Origin of the sequence: Tenacibaculum sp. HL-MS23, assembly GCF_032463465.1 — a bacterium.
In the GTDB taxonomy this organism is placed as follows: Bacteria; Bacteroidota; Bacteroidia; order Flavobacteriales; family Flavobacteriaceae; genus Polaribacter; species Polaribacter bernardetii.
On the sequence record NZ_CP135989.1, the window covers coordinates 960,182 to 985,977 of the forward strand.

At 30.5% G+C, this 25,796-nt stretch carries 25 protein-coding genes; 10 read left to right on the plus strand and 15 right to left on the minus strand.

Annotation, left to right across the window (positions count from 1 at the left end; genetic code table 11):
* Positions 1–59: 59 nt before the first annotated feature.
* The 9 genes from RRF68_RS04415 to RRF68_RS04455 form a co-directional block, all read right to left on the minus strand.
* Positions 60–812, minus strand: a complete 753-nt coding sequence (locus RRF68_RS04415; RefSeq protein WP_315945135.1) for a DUF6503 family protein — start codon at positions 810–812, stop codon at positions 60–62.
* A 136-nt stretch (positions 813–948) separates the two neighbouring features.
* Positions 949–2,715 carry an ABC transporter ATP-binding protein gene (locus RRF68_RS04420; RefSeq protein ID WP_218773271.1) on the minus strand — a complete coding sequence of 589 codons (1,767 nt, stop codon included), beginning with the start codon at positions 2,713–2,715 and terminating at the stop codon, positions 949–951.
* 91 nt (positions 2,716–2,806) lie between these two features.
* Complete coding sequence (locus tag RRF68_RS04425; RefSeq protein WP_218773272.1) at positions 2,807–3,532, minus strand: acyl-CoA desaturase; 726 nt, start codon at positions 3,530–3,532, stop codon at positions 2,807–2,809.
* A 59-nt stretch (positions 3,533–3,591) separates the two neighbouring features.
* Entirely contained in the window at positions 3,592–4,164 is a 573-nt protein-coding gene (locus tag RRF68_RS04430; protein ID WP_315945359.1) for a Crp/Fnr family transcriptional regulator, read from the minus strand.
* A gap of 235 nt (positions 4,165–4,399) precedes the next feature.
* The gene (locus RRF68_RS04435; protein WP_218773273.1) at positions 4,400–4,780 is read right to left on the minus strand and encodes a hypothetical protein; all 381 of its coding nucleotides are present in this window, start codon (positions 4,778–4,780) and stop codon (positions 4,400–4,402) included.
* Positions 4,781–4,835: 55 nt separating this feature from the next.
* Positions 4,836–6,131 (minus strand): Glu/Leu/Phe/Val dehydrogenase, encoded by a 1,296-nt coding sequence (locus RRF68_RS04440; RefSeq protein ID WP_315945136.1) that lies wholly within the window; start codon positions 6,129–6,131, stop codon positions 4,836–4,838.
* Between the two features lie 8 nt (positions 6,132–6,139).
* Positions 6,140–6,331 (minus strand): hypothetical protein, encoded by a 192-nt coding sequence (locus RRF68_RS04445; protein ID WP_315945137.1) that lies wholly within the window; start codon positions 6,329–6,331, stop codon positions 6,140–6,142.
* 175 nt (positions 6,332–6,506) lie between these two features.
* Positions 6,507–7,832: a sigma-54 dependent transcriptional regulator gene (locus RRF68_RS04450; RefSeq protein WP_315945138.1), complete on the minus strand. Its 1,326-nt coding sequence runs from the start codon at positions 7,830–7,832 to the stop codon at positions 6,507–6,509.
* 3 nt (positions 7,833–7,835) lie between these two features.
* Complete coding sequence (locus tag RRF68_RS04455) at positions 7,836–8,936, minus strand: HAMP domain-containing sensor histidine kinase (protein ID WP_315945139.1); 1,101 nt, start codon at positions 8,934–8,936, stop codon at positions 7,836–7,838.
* A 484-nt stretch (positions 8,937–9,420) separates the two neighbouring features.
* Between RRF68_RS04455 and RRF68_RS04460 the strand changes: the two genes are divergently transcribed.
* Together RRF68_RS04460 and RRF68_RS04465 are read left to right on the plus strand one after the other, a co-directional pair.
* On the plus strand, positions 9,421–10,338 hold the full coding sequence (locus tag RRF68_RS04460) for an AraC family transcriptional regulator N-terminal domain-containing protein (RefSeq protein ID WP_315945140.1): 918 nt from the start codon (positions 9,421–9,423) through the stop codon (positions 10,336–10,338).
* Between the two features lie 13 nt (positions 10,339–10,351).
* Positions 10,352–11,122: a sulfite exporter TauE/SafE family protein gene (locus RRF68_RS04465; protein ID WP_315945141.1), complete on the plus strand. Its 771-nt coding sequence runs from the start codon at positions 10,352–10,354 to the stop codon at positions 11,120–11,122.
* A gap of 4 nt (positions 11,123–11,126) precedes the next feature.
* Here RRF68_RS04465 and RRF68_RS04470 read toward each other — a convergent pair whose 3' ends face one another.
* From RRF68_RS04470 to RRF68_RS04480, 3 genes are all read right to left on the minus strand, one after another.
* Positions 11,127–12,740, minus strand: coding sequence for a cytochrome-c peroxidase (locus tag RRF68_RS04470; RefSeq protein ID WP_315945142.1), 1,614 nt, complete (start codon positions 12,738–12,740; stop codon positions 11,127–11,129).
* 174 nt (positions 12,741–12,914) lie between these two features.
* Complete coding sequence (locus RRF68_RS04475; protein WP_315945143.1) at positions 12,915–14,435, minus strand: phosphatase; 1,521 nt, start codon at positions 14,433–14,435, stop codon at positions 12,915–12,917.
* A gap of 186 nt (positions 14,436–14,621) precedes the next feature.
* Positions 14,622–15,092 (minus strand): Dps family protein, encoded by a 471-nt coding sequence (locus RRF68_RS04480; protein WP_315945144.1) that lies wholly within the window; start codon positions 15,090–15,092, stop codon positions 14,622–14,624.
* A gap of 116 nt (positions 15,093–15,208) precedes the next feature.
* Between RRF68_RS04480 and RRF68_RS04485 the strand changes: the two genes are divergently transcribed.
* Complete coding sequence (locus RRF68_RS04485) at positions 15,209–16,150, plus strand: LysR family transcriptional regulator (RefSeq protein ID WP_315945145.1); 942 nt, start codon at positions 15,209–15,211, stop codon at positions 16,148–16,150.
* A 34-nt stretch (positions 16,151–16,184) separates the two neighbouring features.
* Here the strand turns inward: RRF68_RS04485 and RRF68_RS04490 are convergent, their stop codons facing one another.
* Entirely contained in the window at positions 16,185–18,077 is a 1,893-nt protein-coding gene (locus tag RRF68_RS04490) for a SulP family inorganic anion transporter (RefSeq protein WP_218773282.1), read from the minus strand.
* Between the two features lie 145 nt (positions 18,078–18,222).
* On the opposite strand from RRF68_RS04490, the gene pyrR reads away from it, so the two are divergent.
* Genes pyrR through RRF68_RS04515 form a run of 5 tightly spaced genes read left to right on the plus strand, consistent with a single transcriptional unit; the run spans position 18,223 to position 21,364 of the window.
* Positions 18,223–18,780 carry a bifunctional pyr operon transcriptional regulator/uracil phosphoribosyltransferase PyrR gene (pyrR, locus tag RRF68_RS04495; RefSeq protein WP_218773283.1) on the plus strand — a complete coding sequence of 186 codons (558 nt, stop codon included), beginning with the start codon at positions 18,223–18,225 and terminating at the stop codon, positions 18,778–18,780.
* A gap of 24 nt (positions 18,781–18,804) precedes the next feature.
* Positions 18,805–19,737, plus strand: coding sequence for an aspartate carbamoyltransferase catalytic subunit (locus RRF68_RS04500; protein ID WP_315945146.1), 933 nt, complete (start codon positions 18,805–18,807; stop codon positions 19,735–19,737).
* A 2-nt stretch (positions 19,738–19,739) separates the two neighbouring features.
* Positions 19,740–20,072, plus strand: coding sequence for a hypothetical protein (locus tag RRF68_RS04505; protein ID WP_218773285.1), 333 nt, complete (start codon positions 19,740–19,742; stop codon positions 20,070–20,072).
* 32 nt (positions 20,073–20,104) lie between these two features.
* Positions 20,105–20,422 carry a T9SS type A sorting domain-containing protein gene (locus RRF68_RS04510; protein ID WP_218773286.1) on the plus strand — a complete coding sequence of 106 codons (318 nt, stop codon included), beginning with the start codon at positions 20,105–20,107 and terminating at the stop codon, positions 20,420–20,422.
* Positions 20,423–21,364, plus strand: coding sequence for a ribonuclease Z (locus RRF68_RS04515; protein WP_275316367.1), 942 nt, complete (start codon positions 20,423–20,425; stop codon positions 21,362–21,364).
* Here RRF68_RS04515 and RRF68_RS04520 read toward each other — a convergent pair.
* Together RRF68_RS04520 and RRF68_RS04525 are read right to left on the minus strand one after the other, a co-directional pair.
* Positions 21,361–21,723: a CoA-binding protein gene (locus RRF68_RS04520; protein WP_218773288.1), complete on the minus strand. Its 363-nt coding sequence runs from the start codon at positions 21,721–21,723 to the stop codon at positions 21,361–21,363. The genes RRF68_RS04515 and RRF68_RS04520 overlap by 4 nt on opposite strands.
* Positions 21,724–22,004: 281 nt before the next feature.
* Positions 22,005–23,012: a 3-oxoacyl-ACP synthase III family protein gene (locus RRF68_RS04525; RefSeq protein ID WP_218773289.1), complete on the minus strand. Its 1,008-nt coding sequence runs from the start codon at positions 23,010–23,012 to the stop codon at positions 22,005–22,007.
* A gap of 283 nt (positions 23,013–23,295) precedes the next feature.
* Here RRF68_RS04525 and htpG point away from each other — a divergent pair, with 283 nt between their 5' ends.
* Together htpG and RRF68_RS04535 are read left to right on the plus strand one after the other, a co-directional pair.
* Positions 23,296–25,209 carry a molecular chaperone HtpG gene (gene htpG, locus RRF68_RS04530; protein WP_315945147.1) on the plus strand — a complete coding sequence of 638 codons (1,914 nt, stop codon included), beginning with the start codon at positions 23,296–23,298 and terminating at the stop codon, positions 25,207–25,209.
* A gap of 301 nt (positions 25,210–25,510) precedes the next feature.
* Complete coding sequence (locus tag RRF68_RS04535) at positions 25,511–25,774, plus strand: VF530 family DNA-binding protein (protein WP_410016840.1); 264 nt, start codon at positions 25,511–25,513, stop codon at positions 25,772–25,774.
* The last annotated feature ends 22 nt before the right edge of the window (positions 25,775–25,796 follow it).

A 25,796-nucleotide genomic window follows, 5' to 3' on the forward strand; every position in this document is an offset into this window, starting at 1 on the left:
ACGTTTGCTATTAATACTGCAGTGTATTCTTTTTTCCAAGTATATTTTTGTGAATCCATTTATTTTGTTGGTTTTACATAAAAGTCAGCATCAAATGATGCTTCACTTAATAAAGGTAATACAAATTTGGTAGGTTCTCTTGCTGGCTCAGTAGGATTACCATTTTCGTGTTTCTTATACCAAGTTAAAGACTTAGGTAATAAAAACCCGTTAACGTTTTGCCAATCGTTATATCTAATAATACTCTTTTTATTTGATACTTTTTTACTATGATACGTAACCGTATAAGCTAACCAACTCATTTCATTGGTAGTTTCATCATAATAAATAAAATAATTATCATCTGGCGATGAACCTACATTTTCATTGTATGAAATTTTAAACCCTGGATATTTTTTTCCTTCAAACTCTAATGGTTTTGTTTCTGAATACACAATTCCGTCATCTGCCAAAACAAAAGGCATTGTATAAAAATAGAAATATAAGTTATAATAAAACTTAGCATCTTTCTTATAAACCGAAGTATCTGAAACCCAAACATCTTTACCATCAAAGCCTAATGAATACTCTTTAGCATTTATAACTGTTTTTCGTGAATGTAAATCCGTAGTATGCTCTTCATTTTTTAAAGTATACGACAATGTTTTCATTTTTTGCCAATTATCAATACCTCCATGTTTATCAAAAACAGCTGCCAAAGCTTTTGGGTATTTTTCTGAAATTGTTTCTTTTTGTACAACTTCCTTTTTTGCTTCATTTTTACAAGCAATAGAAACTACTGCAATTACTATTAATAAGACTACTTTTCTCATTTTTTTATGGATGTTTTATTACTATAAAATACAGTCGAGTAAGAACAGTAAACTTACACAACTTCTATGAATTTATAAAATAAAAAAGCATCCGAATTCGGATGTTTTTATTTTATTAGTTTATTATTAATGGCTTTTAAATTTTTGATTGATAAGTGTACAACTCAAAATATCTTCCTTGTTTCTTTATCAACTCATCATGTGTGCCTCGTTCTACTATCGAACCAGCTTCAATCACTAATATTTGATCTGCTTGTTTAATCGTGCTTAATCTATGCGCAATTACAATAGTTGTTCTTTCTTTTATTAATTCTGATAAACTTTTTTGAATCAACGCTTCACTTTCGGTATCTAAGCTAGAAGTTGCTTCATCTAAAATAATAATTTTCGGATTTGCTAAAATAGCTCTTGCAATTGCCAAACGTTGACGTTGCCCACCAGAAAGCTTTACACCTCTTTCACCTATTAATGTATTTAATCCATCATCAAAACGATCGGTGAATTCATTTACATACGCTGCTTTTACTGCATTTTGTAATTCTTGCTCCGTTGCATCTGGCCTTGGAAATAAAATATTTTCTCTAATAGTTCCTTCAAACAAAAACTCATCTTGTAAAACAACTCCTAAATGTTTTCGGTAACTATTTAATTTAACTTTTGACATGTCATGATTGTCAATCGTTACTGTTCCTGATTTCGGATTTAAAAAAGTTGCTGACAATCCTGCAATGGTCGATTTTCCTGACCCAGAACTCCCAACCAAAGCGGTTACTGTTCCTTTAGGCACCTGAAAACTGATATTGTTTAGTACTTGCTTACCTTCTTCATAAGAAAAAGAAACATCATCAAAAACTAACGCTCCTTCAACATTATCTAACTCAATAACTCTTTCTTCATTATCTTCTTCAGCTTCCATGTTCATCAACTCTTCGGTTCTATCTAAACCTGCTAAAGCTTCAGTTAATTGACTTCCGATATTACTCATTTGTACAATAGGTGCAATCATTAAACCTAATAAAAATGTAAATGATAAGAAATCACCCACGGTTAATTCTCCAACCATAATTTTGTAACCACCAATTCCCATTATTCCTGTAGACGCAATTCCTAATAAGAAAGTTGATGAACTTGTCATTATTGCCGTTGCAGTTAAACTCTTTTTTACGTTTTGAAATAAAAGAGCTACCCCTTTTTCAAAAGATTCGTTTTCTTGTTGCTCTGCGTTGAATGCTTTTATAACTCTTACACCAGCCAACGTTTCTGTTAAACGCCCTTTTACCTCAGCATTAATTACACCTCGATTTCTAAATATGGGTCTGATATACTTAAAAGCTTTTAAAGCAACTAATCCGAAAACAACTACAGGAATCAACACAAACAATGTCATTGACCAACTTATGTTTATCAATAAAATTAAAGAAATTACAGCTGTTATTGTTCCTCCTACTAATTGCACCAATCCTGTTCCTATTAAATTACGCACACCTTCAACATCACTCATAATTCGAGAAACTAATGCGCCCGATTTTGTATTATCAAAAAAACTAATTGGTAAAGACAATACTTTCTTTTGCACTTTTGCACGCAATTCTGAAATTAAATATTGTGCTTGTACACTTAAAATACGTGTTAGTAAAAATGACGTTACCGCTTGTATTAAAATCGCTGTTCCAACAACAAATAATAAACTATAAAGTGCATTGTAATCTTTATTAGGAATTATATCATCTAACAATGATTTAATTTTTAACGGAGCTACCAAGCTTGCCAACCTACTTATTACAATTAAAACCAAACCTATTAAAACCAAGTTTTTACGGGGCCAAATAATCGTTTTAAATGCTTTTCCTATTGATACTTTAGGTTTCTTTTTGTTTTCTTTTGATGATGTATATTGCTGCATATTTTTTTATTGAAGATACTATTTATCGTCAAAACATATGCCATAGATAGTAAATATGACACAATTACAAAACACAATTTAAAAGTACTCTTTATTTAAGCTTGATTAATTTTACCTTATCTAAAACCACCATAATACAATAAGTTACATCAATTTCGTGCCATCTTACACCACCGAAATTAGCACGACCACCATTAGCATGGTGATTGTTATGATACCCTTCTCCCATCATTAAAAAATCGAATGGTAATAAGTTTTTAGAAGTGTCGCTTACTTTAAAATTTACATACCCATAAATGTGTGCAAACCAGTTAATAATTACGCCGTGTATTGGCGCCATAAAAAAAGCTACTGGCAAAAGCAACCATTGCCACCAAGCTGTTGCAAAAAACATAAAGAATGCAACATATAAAGCACCCCAAGTTAATCTAGAAATTTTTGAACTTGCGAAGTTGTCAAAGCTTTTCCATTGTGGTACATTTTTAGTGAATTTTGCTTCAATTGCGACTCTTTGATTATTGATATCTTGATAGATGTTTTTAGTACGCCACATCATTTTAAACAGATTTTCATCATATTTAGGTGAATGTGGGTCTTTTTCTGTATCAGCATACGCATGATGCATTCGGTGCATTACCCCGTAACCATAAGCACTTAAGTAATTAGAGCCTTGTGTTAACCAAGTTAAAAAGAAACAAACTTTTTCTCCAAAATTCGACATTTTAAAGGTTTGATGTGCTGAATATCTATGTAAAAAGAAGGTTTGAAAAAATAAACCTGAATACCATAAAATTATTATGAAAATTACTATTGTCATTCTTGTATATTTAGCCTACAAAGAACTGATTTTAGTGTGGTAAAAAAAATGAACTTAAGTTAAGTAATTCGCCTTCTAATTCGGCTTAAAGCCTGGGCTGTAACACCTATATATGAGGCAATATATTTTAGTGGAATTTCTTTAATTAGCTTTGGGCGTTCATCAAATAAATTAAGGTAACGTTCTTCTGCTGTTTCGTTTAATAAAGATTGCTCTCTTTTAGATTTTATTAAAAATAAACGTTCAGAAGATAGGCGCCCTAATGTGTTTCCTATACTTGTTTCTTTATAAACCGCTTGCAAATCTTCATAAGACATGCTCCACATTTCTACATCTGTAAGTGTTTCTAGCTCATATAATGAAGGCGATTGTGTTAAAAAAGAATCATAAGCGCTTACAAACTCATTGTTAAAACAAAAACCAAAAGTTGTTTCTTTTTCTTTATCATCATTTGGAATAAAAAACCTAACTATTCCTTTATCTAGAAAAGATATATGTTTTTCTATGGCACCTAACTCTAAAAGTCTTGTACGTTTTTTTACACTCCTCGATTTTAATTTAGATGTAAAAAAATCCCAGTCACTATCATTAATTATAAGTGATTTCTCTAGATATGTTCTAATATTTACAATACTCATAATACGTTATAATCTTTTGCTGAACTTGCTGAATTAATGAAATAATATCATTTTTTAATTACTTATTTCATTGTGTACAATTTTGTGCAAGATACGACGCTAAATTTTACCTTATTAAATTCTTTACGGTATAGTTATTTTATCAAAAAAAACACCATAATAGACAATTGCTATACGGTGTTTTTAGTTAAAAACTCTACATTATTCTACTATAAATAAACTTATTAAGTTATACTGTTAAGAGATTATATAAAACTTGCTGTTTAACCTTCCTATAATTTTTAATATGTTTTAAATATAATGACCTTGTAGTTTCATGCTCATTTAAATAAAACAACTCACATGCAACGTCATCACACTCATTAAGTTTTTCAGTTTCATTCCTAGCATTATATAGTTGAGTTAAAATCTTTGAGTTTTCTAAAAGCATTAATAATAATTCATCTCTTAAATCTCTTTTTTTAATTAAATTAGACGCTATTTTAGCTAAGTTATCGCACTCATTTGCTAAATAACTTACATGAGAAATCCACATATCTAACTCTCTAAAACTTCTTCTCTGAATAACCTCTGTTTCGGTATTGTAATCTGTATAAGTATTTAATTCCATAATCTTATTATTCCTAATTTAAATCACTAAATTCTAATCTTTCACAAAGCCCTTTCTATGGAAAAATACCTCTTTGTACATAAGCTCTTTCTATACGCTCTATTGCTATTACATATGCTGCAGACCTCATATCTAGCTTTTTACTTGCTGACATATTTAAAACTCTAATAAAAACTTCTCTCATTTTTTTATCAAGTCTCGCCATAATTTCATCTAGCTCCCATAACTCACCATTTCTGTTCTGTAACCATTCAAAATAACTTGCTATTACACCACCAGAATTACATAAAATATCTGGAATAATTTCTACTCCCTTTTCTAACAATATTTTTTCTGCTTCGACAGTTGTAGGACCATTTGCTCCTTCAGCAATTAAAAAAGCTTTTATTCTTGATGCATTATCTTTAGTTATTTGATTACCTAAAGCTGCTGGAATACAAATATCACAATCCAAACCAAAAAAATCTTCAGTATTTACTTCTGCGGTATTTAAAAATCCAACAACACTTCCGTTATTAAACTTTGTGTACTCAAATAAGGCTTTTACTTTAATTCCGTCTGAATTTGTAATCGCACCAAAAGCATCCTGAACTCCAACCATTATGGCTCCTTCTTTTTCTAGAAAATGCGCTGCCCAGTAACCTACATTTCCAAAACCTTGAACGATAAACTTTTTATCTGTAAGATCTAAACTTCTTTGTTCTGCCCAAAATTTTATATTTAAGAAAACTCCATAACCTGTTGCTCTATCCCTTCCTTCTAGGCCTCCCGAACCAATTGGTTTTCCGGTAACAACATGTTGATTTTTTGATCTTTCTGCTGGTGCTTTTGTAGACATATACGTATCTGCAATCCAAGCCATAGTTTGCGAATTGGTATTTACATCAGGAGCTGGAATATCATGCTCCGGACCAATATTATCTCCCAAAGCATACGTAAAACGCCTTGTAATACGTTCTAACTCTGACTGAGAATATTTTTTAGGATCCATTTGAATCCCTCCTTTTGCACCACCATAAGGCAAACCTGTTAATGAAGTTTTCCATGTCATCCACATTGCCAATGCTTTTACAGCATCAATATCTATTGTTGGATGATATCTTAATCCACCTTTATAGGGCCCCAATGCATTGTTATGTTGCACTCGATATCCTTTAAAAATTTCTACCTTACCGTTATCCATACGAACGGGAAAATGAATAATTAACTCGTTATTGGTGATCCCTAATATTTTTTTAATATTCGGGTTTAAGTTTACCAAGTCAGATGCAGCATCAAACTGCTTCATAACATTATGCAACATTCCTTGCTTTGGTTCCTTTTGCTGTTTTAATTCTTTTGTTAAAGTCATTTTGTTAATTAAATAAGTTCTAATTCTTTTTTACTGCCGATTTCATCAAAATCTTTAGCAGTTAGAGTAACAATGTTTCCTTTTGATGCTTCTTCTTGATCAAACTCACTACAAGACCAAATAAAAGCGTTATTTGATATTAAACTACAAGAATTAACATGAATACAAGTACTACACAAACTTCTTTTATAAGCGTTCATAAATCATAATATTTGAATATGTTACTATATTGGCAACAGGTGTACCAAAAAAACACCATCAAACAAAATAAAAACTCAAAACACTATATAACAAATACTTAAACTTTAAAACTCTATTTCCACAAAAACAAAAAACGGGTGATAATTACCCGCTTGATACTTTTTTACTCGATATTTATTTTAGTTTTTCCCGAAGTGTTTTTCTATCTATTTTAAGAATCTCTGCCGCTTTAGTTTTATTATTATTTGTAGCGGCTAAAACCTTAATGATATAATTTTTTTCAAGTTCTTTTAAAGATATTAATTCTTGGTTTTTAGGAAAGTCTATTTGATATTTTACATAATCTGGAAGATGTACTATTTCTACTGATTTATCGCACATAATTACAGCACGCTGAATTACATTTTCTAACTCTCTAATATTACCTGGCCAATGATACCTTTGTAATATTTCTATAGCATCTAGACTTATTTTTATAAATCGATCTTTGTATTCTATTCCATATTTAAAAAGAAACTTCTCTACTAATAAAGGAATATCTGAAATTCGTTCAGATAATTTAGGCACCTCTATTTGTACTACCGTTAATCGGTAATATAAATCTTCTCTAAACTTTCCTTTTTTAATTAGTTCTTGTAAATCGATATTAGTTGCTGCAATTACTCTAACATCTATTTTTTCTGTTTTCTGAGAACCTACTCTTACTATTTCTTTTTCTTGTAATACCCTTAACAAACGTAATTGTGTAGCCAAGGAAGCATTTCCTATTTCATCTAAAAACAACGTTCCTTTGTTTGCTGCCTGAAAAAAACCTGCTCTATTTGAATCTGCTCCTGTAAAAGCGCCTTTTACATAACCAAACAACTCTGACTCTAACAAATTTTCTGGAATTGCACCACAGTTTACTGCTACAAAAGGTGCTTTAGAAAATTTACCCATATAATGTATAGAACGTGCCACAAGCTCTTTACCTGTACCACTTTCTCCTGAAACAAAAACTGTTGCTTTATTATTTTTAAGTCGTTCAATTACATCTGTAACTTTTTGCATTGCAGGAGAACTTCCTATTAACTCTCCGTAAGCGTTTTCTTTTGGCTCTTTAGTTACTTTAACCTGTTTTATCTTTACTGGAGCATGCTCTAAAGACTTTAGTACCGCTGTTTTTAATTCTTCTTTTGTAAATGGTTTCGTAATATAATCTGCTGCGCCAGATTTCATAACTTCTAATGCACCATCAATTGATGGAAAACCTGTTACTACTAATTTAGGCATTTCAGGAAAATGTTCTGAAACGTATTTTATCAATTCTAAGCCATCAACTCCAGGCATTTGTAAATCGGTAATTAACAAGTCGATCGACTGGTCTTTTAAAATTTGCAATGCTTCTTTTACTGAGACCGCCTTGTAGGCGTGATAATTTAATGATTGTAAATGACGTTGGATAAGTTCTAAAATATGAATATCATCATCAACAATCAAGATGTTTTCTTTATGTAGCATTTGTTATTTTTTAGGAAAATTAATTACAAAAATAGTTCCTTTAGGTAAGTTAGGTAGGTGCTTTATAGCTCCTTTATGACTTTTTACAATTCCGTGAACAACACTTAATCCTAAACCAGAACCTTCCCCTATAGGTTTTGTTGTAAAAAAAGGATTAAAAATATTTGCTGCTGAATTTAATGGAATTCCAACTCCCTCATCTGATATACTTAATTGTATATTTTCTTTATTTTCTTCGACAGAAATTTTAATTTTTCCGTTAACAGGCGAGAAATAAATTGCATTGATTACTAAATTAAAAACTACTTGAGTTAGTTGAATTTTATCAGCTTTTAACTGAATATTTTCTTTATTGAAAAATAATTCACTTTTAATATTCTTTTTTATAAAATTTGGATTCAACAAACCAATAGCTTCCTTTATAATTGGTACACAGTTTATAACCTCCATCTGCTGAGGCATCTCACAAGAAAAAAACATTAATTTCTTTACAACTTCTCTAGAATAAATAGCACTATTTATTACTTTTTGTAAATCTTTTGTTCCAACCTCATCAGTTTTATATCGCTCTTTTAGCAACTCTGTAAAACCTAAAATATTAGCTAAAGGTGTGTTTAACTCATGTGCTATTCCTGCGGTAATTTCTCCTAAAATAGATAACCTATCTATGCGTTCTATTTGTCTATTAGCAAGAATCTCTTTTTCTTTAATTTGTTTACGCTCAAAAAAAACTCCTATTTCAGAAGCTATTTTATTAAGTAAAAACTCTTCTTCTTCTAAAAAAGCATTTTGAGAAAACTTCACCTTTGAGTACCCCACTTTTATAGACCCAAAAATTTCACTGAATACTTTTATTGCTGAAACGATAAAAATAGCATCTTGGTTTTGCTTTCCTTCTACAATACTGCTTTTATTCGTTTGAATTTCTACAAAAGCAGCGTCAGGATAACGGATAGATTCTTTTAGATTAAGTGCAATTCCTCTTAGAAGGTTTTCTGTATCAGAAAAATTACTTTTTCTTATTAAGGAGCTAACGTTATACAAACAAGTTAATTCCTTAACCCTTTCTTTTAATTTTTCTTCTATTGAGACCGGTTGTTCCATAAGTATTTATTACAAACAACAAATTTAAATTTTATACTTTTTTTTTCAATTAAAAAAAAACATAATTTATACTTAAAATAACAATTTTTTAGCAAAAAAATACTGTTCTCTTTTAAGGGGTGATAACATCAAAAAACTAAACTTTTATATAAATATTATCTTTTTAACTGACCTAAGAACTACTTAAAAACTAAGCTATCAGTTTAAAAAAAGGTTTTATTAAATTACGTAAAAACACTTAATCAACAGCTTGCTTTGTTCTAATAAAAAAACTAGCACTTTTTAAGATGCTAGTTTTCTTTCTCTTTTTGATTGCAATTAAATAAAAAGAGAGTTTCTGGGGGAACTCTTTTTCTTTATAACAGTGAAAAAATTAAGGCTTAATAATTCTTAACAATAATCAAATTTACAGTTAAAAAAATAAAAATAATTGAACTATTATCTTAAATAATTGTACTATATTACACTTCGAAAAACAAAAACTATGATATCTTTAGACCACCAATATTTTAAAGAAAGGAAACTCTCCACACTTATTGAAAACAGAACAATTTACTCTTCTGAATATGCTGAATTAAATATATTTGAAACCTTTGAAGCTACTAAAAATGTATTCTTAAATTTCGACTCTACTGTTATTGCCAGTATGTTAACAGGAAAAAAAACTATGCATTTTGATAAAACTAATCCTTTTTCTTTTGTTCCTGGTGAATCTTTAGTTATACCCGAAAACAATAGTATGAATATTGATTTTCCTGATGCTTCTTTAGATAATCCTACGTCATGCTTAGGCCTAGTTATTGATCAAAATAAAATAAATGAGGTTGTTTATAATTTTAATGAAGATACCGTTATTGAAAGAGAAAACGACAAATGGGATTTTAAAAAAAAGACATCTCATCTAAACAATAATAATGAACTAAATATATTAGTAAACAGGCTAACTAATACATTTATTAAAAACACAAAATCTAAGGATATACTGTTAGATTTAATGATTCAAGAATTAATTATTCGTTTACTACAAAGCAAAGCTCGAAAACTTATTTTAAATAATGTTGACGATCTATTTAATGATACACGTATAGGTTATGCTGTAAAATACATAAAAGAAAACTTAACCAACAATAACTTAACTTTAGATGAAGTATCTGAAAAAGCATGTATGAGTAAATCACATTTTTTTAAGAAATTTAAAAGTACTTTAGGCATTACACCTGTAGATTATATAAATTCTGAAAAAATTAAATTTGCGAAAAAGTTAATTAAGAATAATCCTAATGAAAATATTTGTGATATTGCCTACAAAACAGGCTTTAACAATGTAAGTTATTTTAATCGCCTTTTTAAGAAGAATGAACTTTTAACACCTCAACAATTTAAAATATCTTTGAGGGATTAATTTACTAAAAATATTGAATTTCTTAATTGATACTTTTACTTTAAACTGGCTTATAATATTGCTTTTTTTTGTTATCGCTATGCTATACTCTTCTGTTGGTTTTGGTGGTGGCTCTAGTTATTTAGCGGTATTAGCTTTAACCGGTATTGCTTATACACAAATAAGATCAACAGCATTAATATGTAATATTGTTGTTGTTTTTAGTAACGTATTATTGTTTCATAAAGAAAAACTACTTGACTGGCACAAAATAATTCCCCTGGTTTTATTTAGTGTTCCCTTAGCTTTTTTAGGCGGAATTTTAAAAATAAACCAAACTATCTTTTTTATTCTTTTAGGTATTACGCTATTAATTGCTGCAATTACCATGTGGTTTTCTAAAAAAACCACATTAAGTGTTCAAAAAAACAAAATAAACAGCAGCCAAAATGCTATTTATGGTGGTGTTATTGGTTTTATTTCTGGAATGGTAGGAATAGGTGGCGGTATTTTTTTAGCTCCTTTTCTTCACCTTAAAAACTGGGAGGTTCCAAAAAAAATAGCGGCTACATCAAGTGTTTTTATTTTGGTAAATTCTATTGCAGGTTTGTTTGGTCAATACATAAACCCTAATTTTATAATTGATTGGAATTTAACTTCTATTTTATTAGTAACAGTGTTTTTTGGTGGGCAAATTGGTAGTAGAATGAGCCATATATTCTTTAGCCCGATTCAATTAAAAAAGGCAACCGCTATTTTGATTGCCTTTGTTAGTATTCGTATTTTAATAAAATATTTGTTTTAAGCAATTACTCATCGGTAAGTGTTTTCATAAAATCGATAACTTGAGTTATTTCTTTTTCTGATAAACTTAAATTATCAAAAGGTAAGGTCTGATATTCATTATGAATACCCAAACCTGCTCCGCCTCCTTTATTATAGAAATCCATCACTTCCTCTAAAGTTACATAAACACCGTTATGCATATAAGGTGCTGTTTTTACTATATTTCTAATAGTAGGTGTTTTAAAAAAATGTTTACGCTCTGGTGTTTTATATAGATTATAGCGTCCTAAGTCTGATGAAATTTCACCATTTATAGTATCTGCAGATATCGGAACTCCAATAAACTCTAATTCTGTATCGTTATAATTTGGTGGAACAGTTCCGTTAAAAACAGGTGCGAAATGACACGTTGCACACATTGCCTTTCCTGCAAACAAATTAAAGCCTTTTTGTTCATCTACTGTTAAGGTTTCTTCTTCTCCGCGAATATTTCTATCAAATTTAGAATTAAATGTGTTTAAAGTTCTTATATACGAAGCAATTGCATGTCGAATATTAAAATTCACTCGTTTATTATCATATAAATTTGCTATTAACTTTTTATAGTTTTCATTTTTTAACACACGTTGTACAACAGAATCCATCGACATATTAAACTCATTATGATTCTCTACAACTCCAACAACTTGCCCCTCTAAGCTTCCTGATCTGGCATCCATAAAAAAACCTTTCTGATATGCTGAATAAGCTACTGTTGGTGTATTTCTTGTTTGATTTTTATCAAATACTCTTCTACCATCTGTAAAAGCTAAATCTTTAACATGACAAGTTGCACAAGCCATGTTATAATCTTTAGAAAGCGATGTATCGTTAAATAACTGCTTTCCTAAAATTATCTTTTTTGCCAATTGAGTGGTATCACTTAAATGGTCTGAAAAATAATTAACATTTAATGCTTCTTCTGAAAATAAGGTTTCCATCGTATTAGATAACGCCATTTCAAAAGGAAACTTAACATCCCAATCTTTTTGAATTTCAACCAATATTTTTAATTGAAGATTCGTGTGCTTTTTTATAAAATTAAATCTATCAAAACTATCAAAATCATGTTTTAAAAATTTTTGAGCATTTATAATTGATTCTTCAAACTTTACTAATAATTCTTTTGATTTAAACCTCCCCTCATTAAGTTTAATAATTTTCAATACTGTTTCATAAGTATATGAACTTTCTAATAGGGATTGATTTAAAACTGGCGAATCGAAACCTGTAATACCCGTTGCAGCTACACGGGTAATTTGATCTCTTAACAGCCATATAATATGATGGTCTTTTAATTTAAGAATACTATTTTTTCTTATTAATTTTAATCGGTTGCTTGTAACGCGTATAGCTCTTTTTAAAACCGCTTGATCAATATTTTCATCATAAAGAGACTCTTCTATAACCTGAAAGCCTATCGGCTTTATAACTCTTGTATCATTACTCGTCTCTCCCTTAACACTAATTATATTTGGTGCATTTAATGATTTATAGTTATCCTTATCAGAAAAAGCTAAAATTGGCTCTAGTAATTTAAAATGCTTTCTTGCTAGCACATAATATTTTTGCTGCGCTTTAATTGATTTAGCTTTCATACTATCTAAATTGTTAATAGCATTAGATAGCTGGTTTAGGTATAATTTATTTACACTGCTAGAAATTACCGTAACAGATTTGTATTTCTCTGTTTTTTGATTGCACGATACTATTACAAGCAAAAGACATACACAAAGGTATGTCTTAGCTTGACTTAAGAAGTCTTTCATTTTTTATCTTTCTAAACCTGTAATTAAATGTAAAACAGAACCTTCTTTTCTATTTTCTAAATTAGGGTTTGCTTTTGGATCTGTGAATGATGTTCCATCTGCAGGCTCCCAACCATGATTTTGAGTCATTACTAAAAATGAGTTCTTACCATTATTTACAATATCAGTTACATCAATCATTCCAGTAATTTCCCAATTTCTTGAAGTTGTTCCGTATCCTAAAGAAGCTGCTCTTTCTTGATCACACTCTAACACGGTTTTTATAGCTCCGGTTGTTAAATTGTATTGGTATAATTTAGAATATCCTATAATATTTGGATTTACAGATGCGTATCCGTTAGGATCTTCTTGAATATAAGCATAGTTTTCGGTAACTAAAATATTATCAGGCGAGTGAAATCCGTCAGCTTTTCCTCCTACAATATCTCCATCTAACACACAGGTAATTTTTGCGTTTCCTGTTGGATCTGTATCATTTAAAACCACTTTATAAACACGACCTAAAATAGAACCTTTACCTACTAAACCTGGTTTATTACGACCGGTTACGGCAAAATAAATCTCTCTATTATTTGCTGCAGAACCTCTTCTCCAATCAATATCTTCTAATCTAGAGAATCCCATAACACCTTTTGTTTTACATTCTGTATCTAAGGCATTAATTTCTTTTTCTTCAAGTTCTACAAACTCTACATCATATTCCGTTCCTTCGGCCATATCTACTTCATAAGTAACACCTGGAGATGTTACCTTTAAACCATATAATTTACCTCCATTTAAATCTCCTCTATCACCGACATACATTCCTAATTGACCCGATGGCACATTATTATCCGAATTATCATCTCCAATAAAAGCAACTGTTTTATCTGAATAAGCATCTTTACCAATTACAACAGCATTCTCTGTAGACCATTGCCCAAATGCTGGTAACATATTCCCTGCACTTGCATCTGTAGGTGACTTATAAGGATCTGTTACAAAAACACCTTTTGATGCTCCACCCCATTCACCACCTGATAAATACAAAGGTCCAAAACCATGCTCTTCTGGAGAAATCATAGAACCAGAACATTGCGCTGTTTCTCCGGTTGCACTTGCATTTAAAATATACTCTCCTGATAATGGTTTTAAATTTTCATTTAGTTTAATTCTAGCAATGGCATAATCTGCTTCTATATTATTAATTAAAGTAAATGTTCCATCTGATTCTGGCAATAATCCAGCACCATCTGCCATAGATCCATAAACAAAATCAGGCGAGTTTGGTATCACATCTTCTGATGATAATATTGGTGTTATTTTTAAGCCTACAAACTCACCTCTTACTTTTAAAAAATTAGGAGTTTTAGAAGTATTTAAGGAAGCGGTTGCATCACTACCATTATTACCATCTGCTCCATTACTCCCATCAACTCCATCTATACCGTTTGCTCCGTCAACACCATCCTGACATGCAGTAAATGTAGTTAAACCAATAAAGGCAATTAATAATGTTAATACGCTTAATTTTAGATTTTTCATTTTAATATTTTTTAGTTTTTTTAATTCCTCAAATTAAAGGCGCGTTTGTAAAACTTATATCAATGCTATTTTAATAACACATCATTAAAATGTAAATTTTATTAAGAGAACTTAAACAAATAGAATTATTCTAAATAAAAAGGTGCGCTAAATTAGCGCACCTTTTTATTCTTAAATTAACTAGGCTTATCCTAACCAAGCATTTAACATCCATATTGTTTTTTCTTGCTCAGCAATAAAGTCACTCATCATAGAATTTGTTCCTTCATCATCTGCATTGTCTGATAACACTAAAATTTCTCTTTCTATTTTTAATAATTCAGCTAAAGATTCAACTACTAATTCTACTGCATCAACATCTTTACTTATATTTTTCCCTACTGGTACTTTTGCTGCTTTTATATAATCATCAAATGTATGCAACGGTGTTCCTTGTAATGTTAAAATTCTTTCAGCAATTAAATCTACCTTTAATTGAGAGTCTGTATAAAACTCCTCGAACTTAACATGTAACTCAAAGAAGTTTTTCCCTTTAATATTCCAATGTAATCCTCTTACATTTTGATAATATATTTGAAAATTCGCTAATAAAGTATTTAATTCCTTTACTAAAGCTATCGATTTGTTCTTATCTAATCCTAAAACAGTTGTGTTCATTGTATTTATATTTTTAATTGTTCTTATTTCTATACCTCAAAATTAGACATAAATAAATCCCAAAAACTATAACTGTTATTGATAGTTTTAATATCTTTATCAAAAAATTTGATACAATGACAATCACACAGTTAAAATATACGCTGGCTGTAGCTGAATATAAAAATTTTACAGTAGCTTCCGAGCATTGTTTTGTTACGCAACCTACCTTAAGTATGCAAATACAAAAGCTAGAAGACGAGTTAGATGCTAAAATATTTAACCGCTCTAAAAAACCTATCGAGTTAACCGAGGTTGGTAAAAAAATTATTGAACAAGCTAAGGTTATTGTTGATGAAAGCAATCGTATTGTAGATATTGTTCATCAACAAAAAGGATTTGTAGGTGGTGAATTTAAACTTGGTATTATACCAACGGTTATGCCAACTCTATTACCAATGTTTTTAAAGACATTTAGTAAAAGCTATCCGAAGGTTCAGTTAATTATAGAAGAATTAACTACTGAAGAAATTGTTAGAAAATTAACCGATGGTTATATCGATGCTGCTTTGGCCGCAACTCCACTAGAAAATGAAGCTATAAAAGAGCGTGTTTTATACTACGAACCTTTTGTAGGCTTAATACCTAATGAACACAGATTATATGATCAAAAAAAGATAAAAGTTGAAGATTTAGAGCTTGATGATATTTTATTACTAGAAGATGGTCATTGTTTTAAAAATAGTATTATCAATTTATGTAGAGCTAATAAGAAAAATACAGCGCACCATTTTCAGTTAGAAAGCGGAAGTTTCGATACGCTTATAAAACTATCTAAAGATGGTTTAGGAATGACCTTATTACCATACTTAAATACACTTGACTTAAATGATAAGGACAAGCTACATTTAAGAGAATTTGAAACACCTCCTCCTGCAAGGGAAGTAAGTTTAATTTATCATAAATCACAACTTAAAATGCAATTAATAGAAGCTTTAAAAAGCACTATAGATGGTGTAATAAGAGGTGCTATTGCTTTTAGTGATGTTGATATTATTAGCCCGATAAATAAAAACTAGTTCAAAAAAATCCCGCAATTGCGGGATTTTTTATTTAGAATTTATATTCTGATAAAGGTTTCGGAAAATCTTCTGGATTCGCCGCTAAATGATAACGAGGATCCTCAACACCTTCTTCTATAACTCCTGTAAAAATAGGGCTCGCTTTATAAAGCAATATCTTACAATCTTCACTTAAATGTTTTAAAGTAACTTTTTTACCTGCCGCTTGATACTTTTCAACCAAACCAAAAATAGCTTCAATTGCCGAATGATCTGAAACTCTAGATTCAACAAAGTCAATTTCTATTTTCTCAGGATCATTTTTAATATCAAATTTACCGTTAAAAGCTGTAATACTTCCAAAGAATAAAGGTCCCCATATTTCGTACACTTTTGTTCCGTCTGCTTTCATTCTTTTTCTAGCTCTAATTTTCTTAGCACTTGTCCAGGCAAAAGATAAAGCTGATATAATTACCCCTACAAAAACAGCTATTGCTAAATCGAAAAATACCGTAACTGCAGATACGATTACCAATACAAATGCATCTGAAACCGGAATTTTTTTCATAATTCTAAAGCTAGACCATGCGAAAGTTTCAATAACCATCATAAACATTACTCCTACTAAAGCTGCAATTGGCACTTGCTCTATATATTTATCAGCAAATAAAATAAAGGTTAATAAGGTTAATGACATCATTACTCCTGATAATCTTCCTCTACCACCAGCGTTGATATTAATAACTGTTTGACCAATCATACCACAACCTCCAGTTCCACCAAATACACCACTTACAATATTTCCTGCTCCTTGTGCAACACATTCTTTATTTCCGTTACCTCTACTATCTGTTAACTCATCTACTAAGTTCATAGTCATTAAAGTTTCTATCAAACCAACAGATGCTGCTAAAAAGGCATAAGGTGCTATAAATTTAAGCGTATCTAAATTAAAAGGAAGGTTACTCCAAAGTTCTAATAAATTTAATTTTTTTGATATTTCATCAATACCATTTAAACCGGCGCCACCACCATCTCTAATAAAATCACCAACATTAATAGAACTTAAACCACTAAAGATTGATATTAATGTAACAATTAAAATAGCCGTTAATGCTGCTGGTATTTTAGTTGTTAGTTTTGGTAATCCCCATACAATAAGCATCGTTAATAAAACGAGCCCAATCATTGTATAAAGTTTTTCTCCTTGCATGGTTGATTTTACAACTCCGCTATCTTTTACCGAATAAAACCCTTCTTCTGATACATTAAAAACAACTTTTTTTGTTTTGGTATCAAAAACCTGACCTTCTGAAATGAAAAAAGCTTGTTCGTTTGTATTATTATTTTTTACTGAATTTCCATCAATAGTAAATAAAATAGTATCGGAATTTAAATCCTTAACTTGATTATCTGTTACATTATAAACCAACTCTTTCGATTCGGTTTTACGCATATTTTGTCCGAAAAAATCTTTTTTATTTTCAGTAAACATTCCCAATTGCGCCATAAAAATAACAATTGCCAATCCGTTTACAAATCCCATCATTACAGAATGCGGAATTAAACGTACAAATTTACCAAGTTTAAAAACTCCTGCTAGTACCTGTATGACTCCCATTAAAACCACAGCTGCTAGCAAATAAAAGTATCCCATATTTTCTACAGGATTATCAAATAAAAGACCTTTTGCATGTCCTTCTTGTATCATCGTTACAAAAATAACTGCTACAGCTCCTGCTGCCCCAGAAATAAGTCCTGGTCTACCACCAAAAATGGCAGAGATTATTCCTACCACAAATGCACCAAATAATGCTACTATTGGACTAATTTGGGCAACAAATGCAAAAGCTACTACTTCTGGTATCATTGCTAAAGAAACTGTTATACCTGCTAAGGTATCGTCTTTAATGTTAAGTTTCTTATTCTTAAGGTATTTCATCATAATATTTTCGGCTATTGTAAAAGTTGGCAAATGTAAAGATAATTTTATTCATATAGTTTTATGTTTCATCAAGTTTAATTTTGTTCGCTGTTTTTTTTACTTTATTTTTGAACAATGAACTATCATACCAATTTGATAGCAAAACATGAGCAGGAAAACACTACTTACTTCAAAAGAAATTGAAATTATTCTGCATCGATTAGCCTGTCAGTTAATCGAAAACCACAACGACTTTTCTAATACCGTTTTGATAGGTCTACAACCTAGAGGTACTTTTTTAGCAAAACGATTAACAAAATTATTAACCGAAGAATACAATATTAAAGACCTTAAACTAGGTTTGTTAGATATTACTTTTTATCGTGATGATTTTCGTAGAAGAAATGCGCCATTAGAAGCAACCTCTACTCAAATTGATTTTTTAATTGAAGATAAAAAAGTAGTTATTATTGATGATGTATTATATTCTGGTAGAAGTGTACGAAGTGCTTTAACAGCTATTCAATCATACGGAAGGCCAGAGAATATTGAATTGCTAGTGTTAATAGATCGTCGTTTTAGTCGCCATTTACCAATTCAACCTAATTATAGAGGTAGACAAGTAGATGCTATTAATGAAGAAAAAGTTGTTGTTAATTGGCAAGAGACTCACAAAAAAGATACAATATATCTAGAAACCAAGCCTACTAAGCTTGATGATTAGTTATGATTATAAAAACAAACTAAGATGAAGCAGTTAAGTGTTGAAAATTTATTAGGTATAAAATACCTAAACAAAACTGATTTAGAGCTTATTTTTGAAACTGCTTCTCATTTTAAAGAAGTTATAAATAGACCCATTAAAAAAGTTCCTTCTCTTCGAGATATTACAATTGCTAATTTATTTTTTGAAAATAGTACACGTACAAAATTATCTTTCGAATTAGCTGAAAAACGTTTATCAGCCGATGTAATTAACTTTTCTGCAGCGCAATCATCTGTAAAAAAAGGAGAAACTCTAATAGATACTGTTAACAATATATTAGCCATGAAAGTTGATATTGTTGTAATGCGTCATGCAAGTGTTGGTGCTGGTATTTTTTTATCGAGGCATGTAGATGCTAAAATTATTAACGCCGGTGACGGAACTCACGAACATCCAACACAAGCATTGTTAGATAGTTTTTCTATGCGAGAAGCTTTAAACAGTAATCTAAAAGGTAAAAAAATCGTAATCGTTGGTGATGTTTTACACTCGCGAGTAGCACTTTCTAATATATTTGCATTGCAATTACAAGGCGCTAAGGTTAAAGTTTGTGGACCAACTACTTTAATTCCTAAATATATTTCTAGCTTAGGTGTTGAGGTTGAAACAAACTTAAAAAAAGCCCTAGAATGGTGTGATGTAGCCAATGTTTTACGCGTACAACATGAACGAATGGATATTAAATATTTTCCATCAACAAGAGAGTACACACAACTTTTTGGTATCAATAAAGAAATACTAAACAGCCTTAATAAAGAAATTGTAATTATGCATCCAGGACCTATAAATCGTGGTGTAGAATTAACAAGTGATGTTGCCGATAGTAACCAATCTATTATATTAAATCAAGTAGAAAACGGAGTTGCAGTGCGTATGGCCGTTATATATTTATTAGCGCAACAAATAAAAAGATAAGAATGAAAATAGAAGATAAAATTAATTATATTTTAATTAATTCTGACGAGAACACTTTTTTAGAATTCTTCTCTGAGTTTAAAAAAGAACATATTAAATACGGGGAAAAACACCTTATTATTCAAATTTCGCATAATTTTAGCATTACTAGAGAAAATATTTTGCTATTTTTGGTATTCGCTGATGAACATCAAAAAAATGGTACATCTTTTGTAATAGTACTAAAGGATGTAAATATTGATGATTATCCAGAAACATTTAACATTGTGCCTACATTAATTGAAGCCGAAGATGTTATTGAAATGGAAAATATACAACGCGATTTAGGTTTTTAACCTTATATTTATTGCCCCCTAAATGAATACATATGGTAAAAAAAGTACTCTTTCTATTCTTATTAGTGACATTATCTAGTTTTTCTCAGCAAAAATCTATAGATAAATTAGTTGCTTCTCCAAATCCTTTTATTAACAACACTACTATTTTTGTTAATTCTAAAGTAAATCAAACTGTAATTTTAACTATTAGAAATGTACTAGGTAAAACTGTGTATTCGAAAGAAATTAAAGTTCGTAACGGGCGTAATTCTATTCCCTTTCAACGTAATGATTTAAAATCAGGTATGTACATATATGCAATTCAAAGTAACAAAGAAGTAATTTCTAAACGCTTTGTAATTAAATAAATGAGTTTAAATTTAACTATTTTAGGTTGTCATTCTGCTACTCCTAGAGTAAATGCACACCCTACATCCCAATATTTAGAAATTAACAATCGTCATTTTTTAATCGATTGTGGTGAAGGTACACAAAGACAAATGCGAAAATATAAAGTTGGTTTTTCTAAAATCAATCATATTTTTATATCTCACTTACACGGTGATCATTTTTTCGGCCTTATAGGCCTTATTTCTACTTTTGGTATTTTAAACCGAGAGAAAGACCTGCATATTTATGGTCCAAAAGGAATCAAAGAAGTTACTACGCTTCAGTTAAAGCTATCTAAATCTTGGACAAAATATCATATTCATTTTCACGAATTGGTATCTAATGAAAGTGAATTAATTTTTGAAGATGATAAGGTTTCTGTACACACTATTCCTTTAGATCACAGAGTTTATACTAACGGATTTTTGTTCCGAGAAAAAGAAAAACCAAGAAAATTACACATAGGTAAAATAGAGGAGTACAAGGAAATAGACACTTGTGATTATCATAATATTAAGGCAGGAAAAGATTTTGTGTTATCTACGGGTAAAATCATTCCAAATTCAGAATTAACGTTAAATCCTCCTAAATCCAAAAGCTTTGCTTTTTGTAGTGATACTGTTTACAAACCAAACATAGTTCCTATTATTAAAAATGTTGATTTACTATATCATGAAGCTACATTTTTAAAAAACAGAGAAGATCTGTGCGAAAGAACCAAGCATTCTACTGCAGAGCAAGCTGCTTCTATAGCCAATCAAGCAAATGCTACTAAGTTGATTGTTGGCCATTATTCTAGTAGATACCAAAACATAGAAGACTTTAAAAAAGAGGCGCAAACCATTTTTAAAAATGTAGAATTAGCCGAAGCTGGTAAGTTATATTCTACAAATACGGCTCCTGTTTCAATTTTAAATTAATACTGATTGGTTGATAATAAAACCAGCGTACAAGCTACTTCCGATTTGATTTCGTTTTCTTTTAAAAGTTTATAAAACTCAGTATTCTCAGTACCTGGATTAAAAATAACTCTACGTGGTTTTAGAGATACTATATATTCATAATATTCTTTCTGCCTTTCTGAATTTAAATATAATGTAACAGTGTCTATCGCTTTAAATGGTACTTTTTCTGTTTCTACAGCAACACCGATTACACTGCCACTTCTTAAACCAATTGCTGATGTTTTTATTCCTTTATCAGCCAATCTTTTAATAGCAATATTTGAATATCTCGTAGGATTTAAAGAAGCTCCGATAACTAATGTATGTTGTTTCATAAATGTTGAAGATTAGTTTAAATTAATTTTAAGGCGAGGAAAAAAATAAGGAATTATATGTCTGTTAAGACGTTTATATGATTGAAATACAAAAAAACTACTATTACTTATCTTTATTATATAATAATACAATTTATTTACCGAATTTCAAAGTAGTTTACCAAAACCAAGCGTTATTTCGGGTAAAATAATCGAAGCTCATAAAAGCAAAATAATATTTAAATAACAAAAAAACCAAAGCTACTAGCTTCGGTTTTTTTGTTATCAATAATTAGTTAATATTACCAACGGATCACTACCGATCCCCAAGTAAATCCACTACCAAAGGCAGCCAATACAACTAAATCATTTTCTTTAATCTTTCCTTTCTCCCAAGCCTCAGTTAAAGCAATAATTACAGAAGCAGCGGTAGTATTACCATACTTCATAATATTGTTATGTACTTTATCGTCACTCAATTGAAACTTCTTTTGAATGAACTGAGCGATACGTAAGTTTGCTTGATGCGGAATTAACATATCAATATCTTCTTTCTTTAACCCATTTGCTTCTAAACCTTCTATAATAGCTTCAGAAAAACGACCTACAGCATGTTTAAATACAAATTGACCATTCATGTGCGGATAGTAAGAAACATCTTCAGGGTCATTTGCTTCCATTATTTCAGGTACCCATCTACTAGTAGAAGGTCCCATTAATGCTAATTCTTCTGCATGTTTACCTTCAGAATGTAAGTGAGAAGATAAAATTCCTTTTCCTTCCTCTTCACTTCTAGACATTACTGCTGCTCCGGCTCCATCACCAAAAATTACAGTAACTCCTCTACCTCTTGTAGATTTTTCTAAACCTCCTGAATGATTCTCTGCACCAATTACAAGAATGTTTTTATACATTCCTGTTTTTATAAACTGATCGGCAACAGACATTGCATAAATAAAACCAGAACATTGGTTACGCACATCTAACGCACCAATAGTTGGCATATCTAACATATTTTGTATTTGTACTCCCCCACCAGGAAAATACATATCAGGACTTAAAGTTGCAAAAATGATAAAATCGATGTCATCTTTAGTCAACCCAGCTCTTTCAATTGCAATTCTAGAAGCTTTTGCTCCCATAACAGCAGTCGTATCTCCTGTTTTTGGGTCTATCCAACGACGCTCTTTAATACCTGTTCTTTCCTGGATCCATTCATCCGAAGTATCCATAAACTCTTTTAAGTCATTATTAGTAACCACATTATCTGGCACATAATAACCTAATCCTGTTATTTTTGAATTATACATATGCTATGTTATTCTTTTTGTTGTTTGTTTATTTGTAGCTTGTAAAAATAGTAATTTTTACTTTGATATAAAACTACCTTAAAAGATAGTCATTATTAGCACAAAAATGCCATATTGTCACAAAACTTATTTTGGTATTTTTTTTGACTACTACTCTATAGAAAACGAACTGTTGGTTCGAGTGTATTTAATTTTTTATCAGATTTTTAAAAGAAAATTAAATAAGTATCGAGAACACCTCGACTGCGCTCGATGAGACACAAATCAAACAAAATATATAATTATGAGCAAAGGAAGTATTAATGTGTCGGTAGAAAATATATTTCCACTGATTAAAAAATTCTTGTATTCTGATCACGAAATCTTTTTACGTGAGTTAATATCTAACGGAACAGATGCAACAACTAAATTAAAGCATTTAATTGCAATCGGTGAGGCAAAAACCGAATTAGGTGATGCTAAAATCGAAATAAGTATTGATAAAGAAGCAAAAACCATTACGATTAAAGATCAAGGTATAGGTATGACTGCTGATGAAGTAGAAAAATACATCAATCAAATTGCCTTTTCTGGAGCTGAAGAATTTTTAAATAAATATGAAGATGGTAAAAACGAAACTGGTGTAATTGGACACTTTGGTTTAGGTTTTTACTCTGCTTTTATGGTTGCTGAAAAAGTTGAGTTAATTACTAAATCATTTAAAGATGCCCCTGCTGCTCATTGGACATGTGATGGCTCTCCTGAATTTACTTTAGAAGCTCACGATAAAACTGATAGAGGAACTGAAATTATTTTACATGTTGCTGAAGATTCTTTAGAATTTTTAGAAGAGGCTAAAATTGGTGGTTTACTTAACAAATACAATCGTTTTAACCAAGTGCCAATTAAATTTGGAACGAAACAAGTTAACGATCCTGATTTTACTCCACAAACAACAACCGATGCTGAAGGTAAAGAAACTACTGAGCCTCACAAACAAATTGAGGTTGACAACATCATCAATAATACAAACCCTGCTTGGACGAAAGCTCCTGCAGATTTAAATGATGAAGATTATACAAACTTCTATAGAGAATTGTATCCAATGCAATTTGAAGAGTCTTTATTTCATATTCACTTAAATGTTGATTACCCGTTTAACTTAACAGGAATTTTATTCTTCCCTAAGTTAACACAGAACTTAGATATGCAAAAGGATAAAATCCAATTGTATCAAAACCAAGTGTATGTAACGGATAATGTTGAAGGAATTGTACCAGACTTTTTACAAATGTTAAAAGGTGTTATTGACTCACCAGATATTCCATTAAACGTTTCTCGCTCTGGCCTACAAGCAGACGGAGCAGTGAAGAAAATTTCTGGTTACATTACTAAAAAAGTAGGTGATAAATTAGCTTCTTTATATAAAAAAGATCGTGCTGATTTTGAGCAAAAATGGAACGATATTAAAGTAATTATCGAATACGGAATGTTATCAGAAGATAAATTCTTTGATAAAGCTAAGAAATTTGCTTTATACCCAACAGTTGCAGATACTTTTTTCACTTTTGATGAATTAATTGAGAAGACAAAAGATGCTCAAACTGACAAAGATGGTAATCACATAATCTTATACACTTCAAATAAAGAAGCACAACACAGTTATATTCAGGATGCAACTGCAAAAGGATATGAGGTAGTGGTTTTAGACTCTCCTATTGTATCTCACTTAATGCAAAAACTAGAAACTTCAGGTGAATCTAAAGTTCAGTTTACAAGGGTAGATTCTGATTTTATTGATAATTTAATCAAAAAAGACGAAGCTGTTATCTCTAAATTAACTGATGAAGAAAAAGAAACGTTAAAACCAGTTATTGAAGGTGTAATTGCATCTCAAACATATACTGTTCAATTAGAATCTATGGATTCCTCTTCTTCTCCTTTCTTAATCACTGTACCAGAGTTTATGCGTCGTATGAAAGAAATGCAAGCTTCTGGTGGTGGAGGTGGAATGATGGGAATGGGTAATTTACCTGAAATGTATAACTTAGTTGTAAATACAAATCACCCATTAGTTTCTGAAATCTTAAATGCAGATGAAGACAAGAAAAAAGGATTAATTACGCAAGCTTTCGATTTAGCTAAGTTATCTCAAAACCTTTTACATGGTGAAGATTTAACCAACTTTATTAAGCGTTCTTACGAATTAATTAAGTAAAATTTATAGTTACATATACTCTTAATATCAGTCGAGTATTTTATTTTGAAGCTTTTGCTAAAAATAAAATGTATCGAGAACATAACAGCCTCTTTGTATACTCAAAGAGGTTTTTTTTGTAAATCTTCTTAAAAATTCTACTAAACTAGTTTAATTACTAATACAAGTTTCTATTTTTGTAGTTCAGTATTAAGATAAAACAACAGTGATGGATACAGAAAGCAATCCAATTAATAAAGCAACACAATCTGAAGAGCTTACAAATACCCATTTTAAGCCAAAAACTAACGAGCAATTAAATATAGAAAATCCTAACAGGCAAAACAGAAGACAGGCTACTGAAGAGCAACTCAACAATCCGTTACATGGTGTTAAACTTGCGCAACTTCTAGAACGTTTAGTTGATCATTATGGTTGGGAATATTTGGCTGAACGTGTAAATATTCGTTGTTTTAAACACGATCCTACCATGAAATCGAGTTTAGGTTTTTTAAGAAAAACTCGCTGGGCTCGTGAACATGTTGAAGATGTTTATTTAGATATGTTAGAAGAACAACAGCAATAATATAATTTAAAAAATAGAAATC

Bases quoted from the DNA above. Each gene is read 5' to 3' on its own strand.
- RRF68_RS04500 (WP_315945146.1), top strand. From the start codon at position 18,805: ATGAAGCAGTTAAGTGTTGAAAATTTATTAGGTATAAAATACCTAAAC.
- RRF68_RS04425 (WP_218773272.1), bottom strand. From the start codon at position 3,532: ATGACAATAGTAATTTTCATAATAATTTTATGGTATTCAGGTTTATTT.
- RRF68_RS04470 (WP_315945142.1), bottom strand. From the start codon at position 12,740: ATGAAAGCTAAATCAATTAAAGCGCAGCAAAAATATTATGTGCTAGCA.
- htpG (WP_315945147.1), top strand. From the start codon at position 23,296: ATGAGCAAAGGAAGTATTAATGTGTCGGTAGAAAATATATTTCCACTG.
- RRF68_RS04510 (WP_218773286.1), top strand. From the start codon at position 20,105: ATGGTAAAAAAAGTACTCTTTCTATTCTTATTAGTGACATTATCTAGT.
- RRF68_RS04460 (WP_315945140.1), top strand. From the start codon at position 9,421: ATGATATCTTTAGACCACCAATATTTTAAAGAAAGGAAACTCTCCACA.
- RRF68_RS04490 (WP_218773282.1), bottom strand. From the start codon at position 18,077: ATGATGAAATACCTTAAGAATAAGAAACTTAACATTAAAGACGATACC.
- RRF68_RS04435 (WP_218773273.1), bottom strand. From the start codon at position 4,780: ATGGAATTAAATACTTATACAGATTACAATACCGAAACAGAGGTTATT.
- RRF68_RS04525 (WP_218773289.1), bottom strand. From the start codon at position 23,012: ATGTATAATTCAAAAATAACAGGATTAGGTTATTATGTGCCAGATAAT.
- RRF68_RS04440 (WP_315945136.1), bottom strand. From the start codon at position 6,131: ATGACTTTAACAAAAGAATTAAAACAGCAAAAGGAACCAAAGCAAGGA.
- RRF68_RS04485 (WP_315945145.1), top strand. From the start codon at position 15,209: ATGACAATCACACAGTTAAAATATACGCTGGCTGTAGCTGAATATAAA.
- RRF68_RS04520 (WP_218773288.1), bottom strand. From the start codon at position 21,723: ATGAAACAACATACATTAGTTATCGGAGCTTCTTTAAATCCTACGAGA.
- RRF68_RS04515 (WP_275316367.1), top strand. From the start codon at position 20,423: ATGAGTTTAAATTTAACTATTTTAGGTTGTCATTCTGCTACTCCTAGA.
- RRF68_RS04455 (WP_315945139.1), bottom strand. From the start codon at position 8,936: ATGGAACAACCGGTCTCAATAGAAGAAAAATTAAAAGAAAGGGTTAAG.
- RRF68_RS04450 (WP_315945138.1), bottom strand. From the start codon at position 7,832: ATGCTACATAAAGAAAACATCTTGATTGTTGATGATGATATTCATATT.
- RRF68_RS04480 (WP_315945144.1), bottom strand. From the start codon at position 15,092: ATGAACACAACTGTTTTAGGATTAGATAAGAACAAATCGATAGCTTTA.
- RRF68_RS04415 (WP_315945135.1), bottom strand. From the start codon at position 812: ATGAGAAAAGTAGTCTTATTAATAGTAATTGCAGTAGTTTCTATTGCT.
- RRF68_RS04505 (WP_218773285.1), top strand. From the start codon at position 19,740: ATGAAAATAGAAGATAAAATTAATTATATTTTAATTAATTCTGACGAG.
- RRF68_RS04445 (WP_315945137.1), bottom strand. From the start codon at position 6,331: ATGAACGCTTATAAAAGAAGTTTGTGTAGTACTTGTATTCATGTTAAT.
- RRF68_RS04475 (WP_315945143.1), bottom strand. From the start codon at position 14,435: ATGAAAAATCTAAAATTAAGCGTATTAACATTATTAATTGCCTTTATT.
- pyrR (WP_218773283.1), top strand. From the start codon at position 18,223: ATGAGCAGGAAAACACTACTTACTTCAAAAGAAATTGAAATTATTCTG.
- RRF68_RS04420 (WP_218773271.1), bottom strand. From the start codon at position 2,715: ATGCAGCAATATACATCATCAAAAGAAAACAAAAAGAAACCTAAAGTA.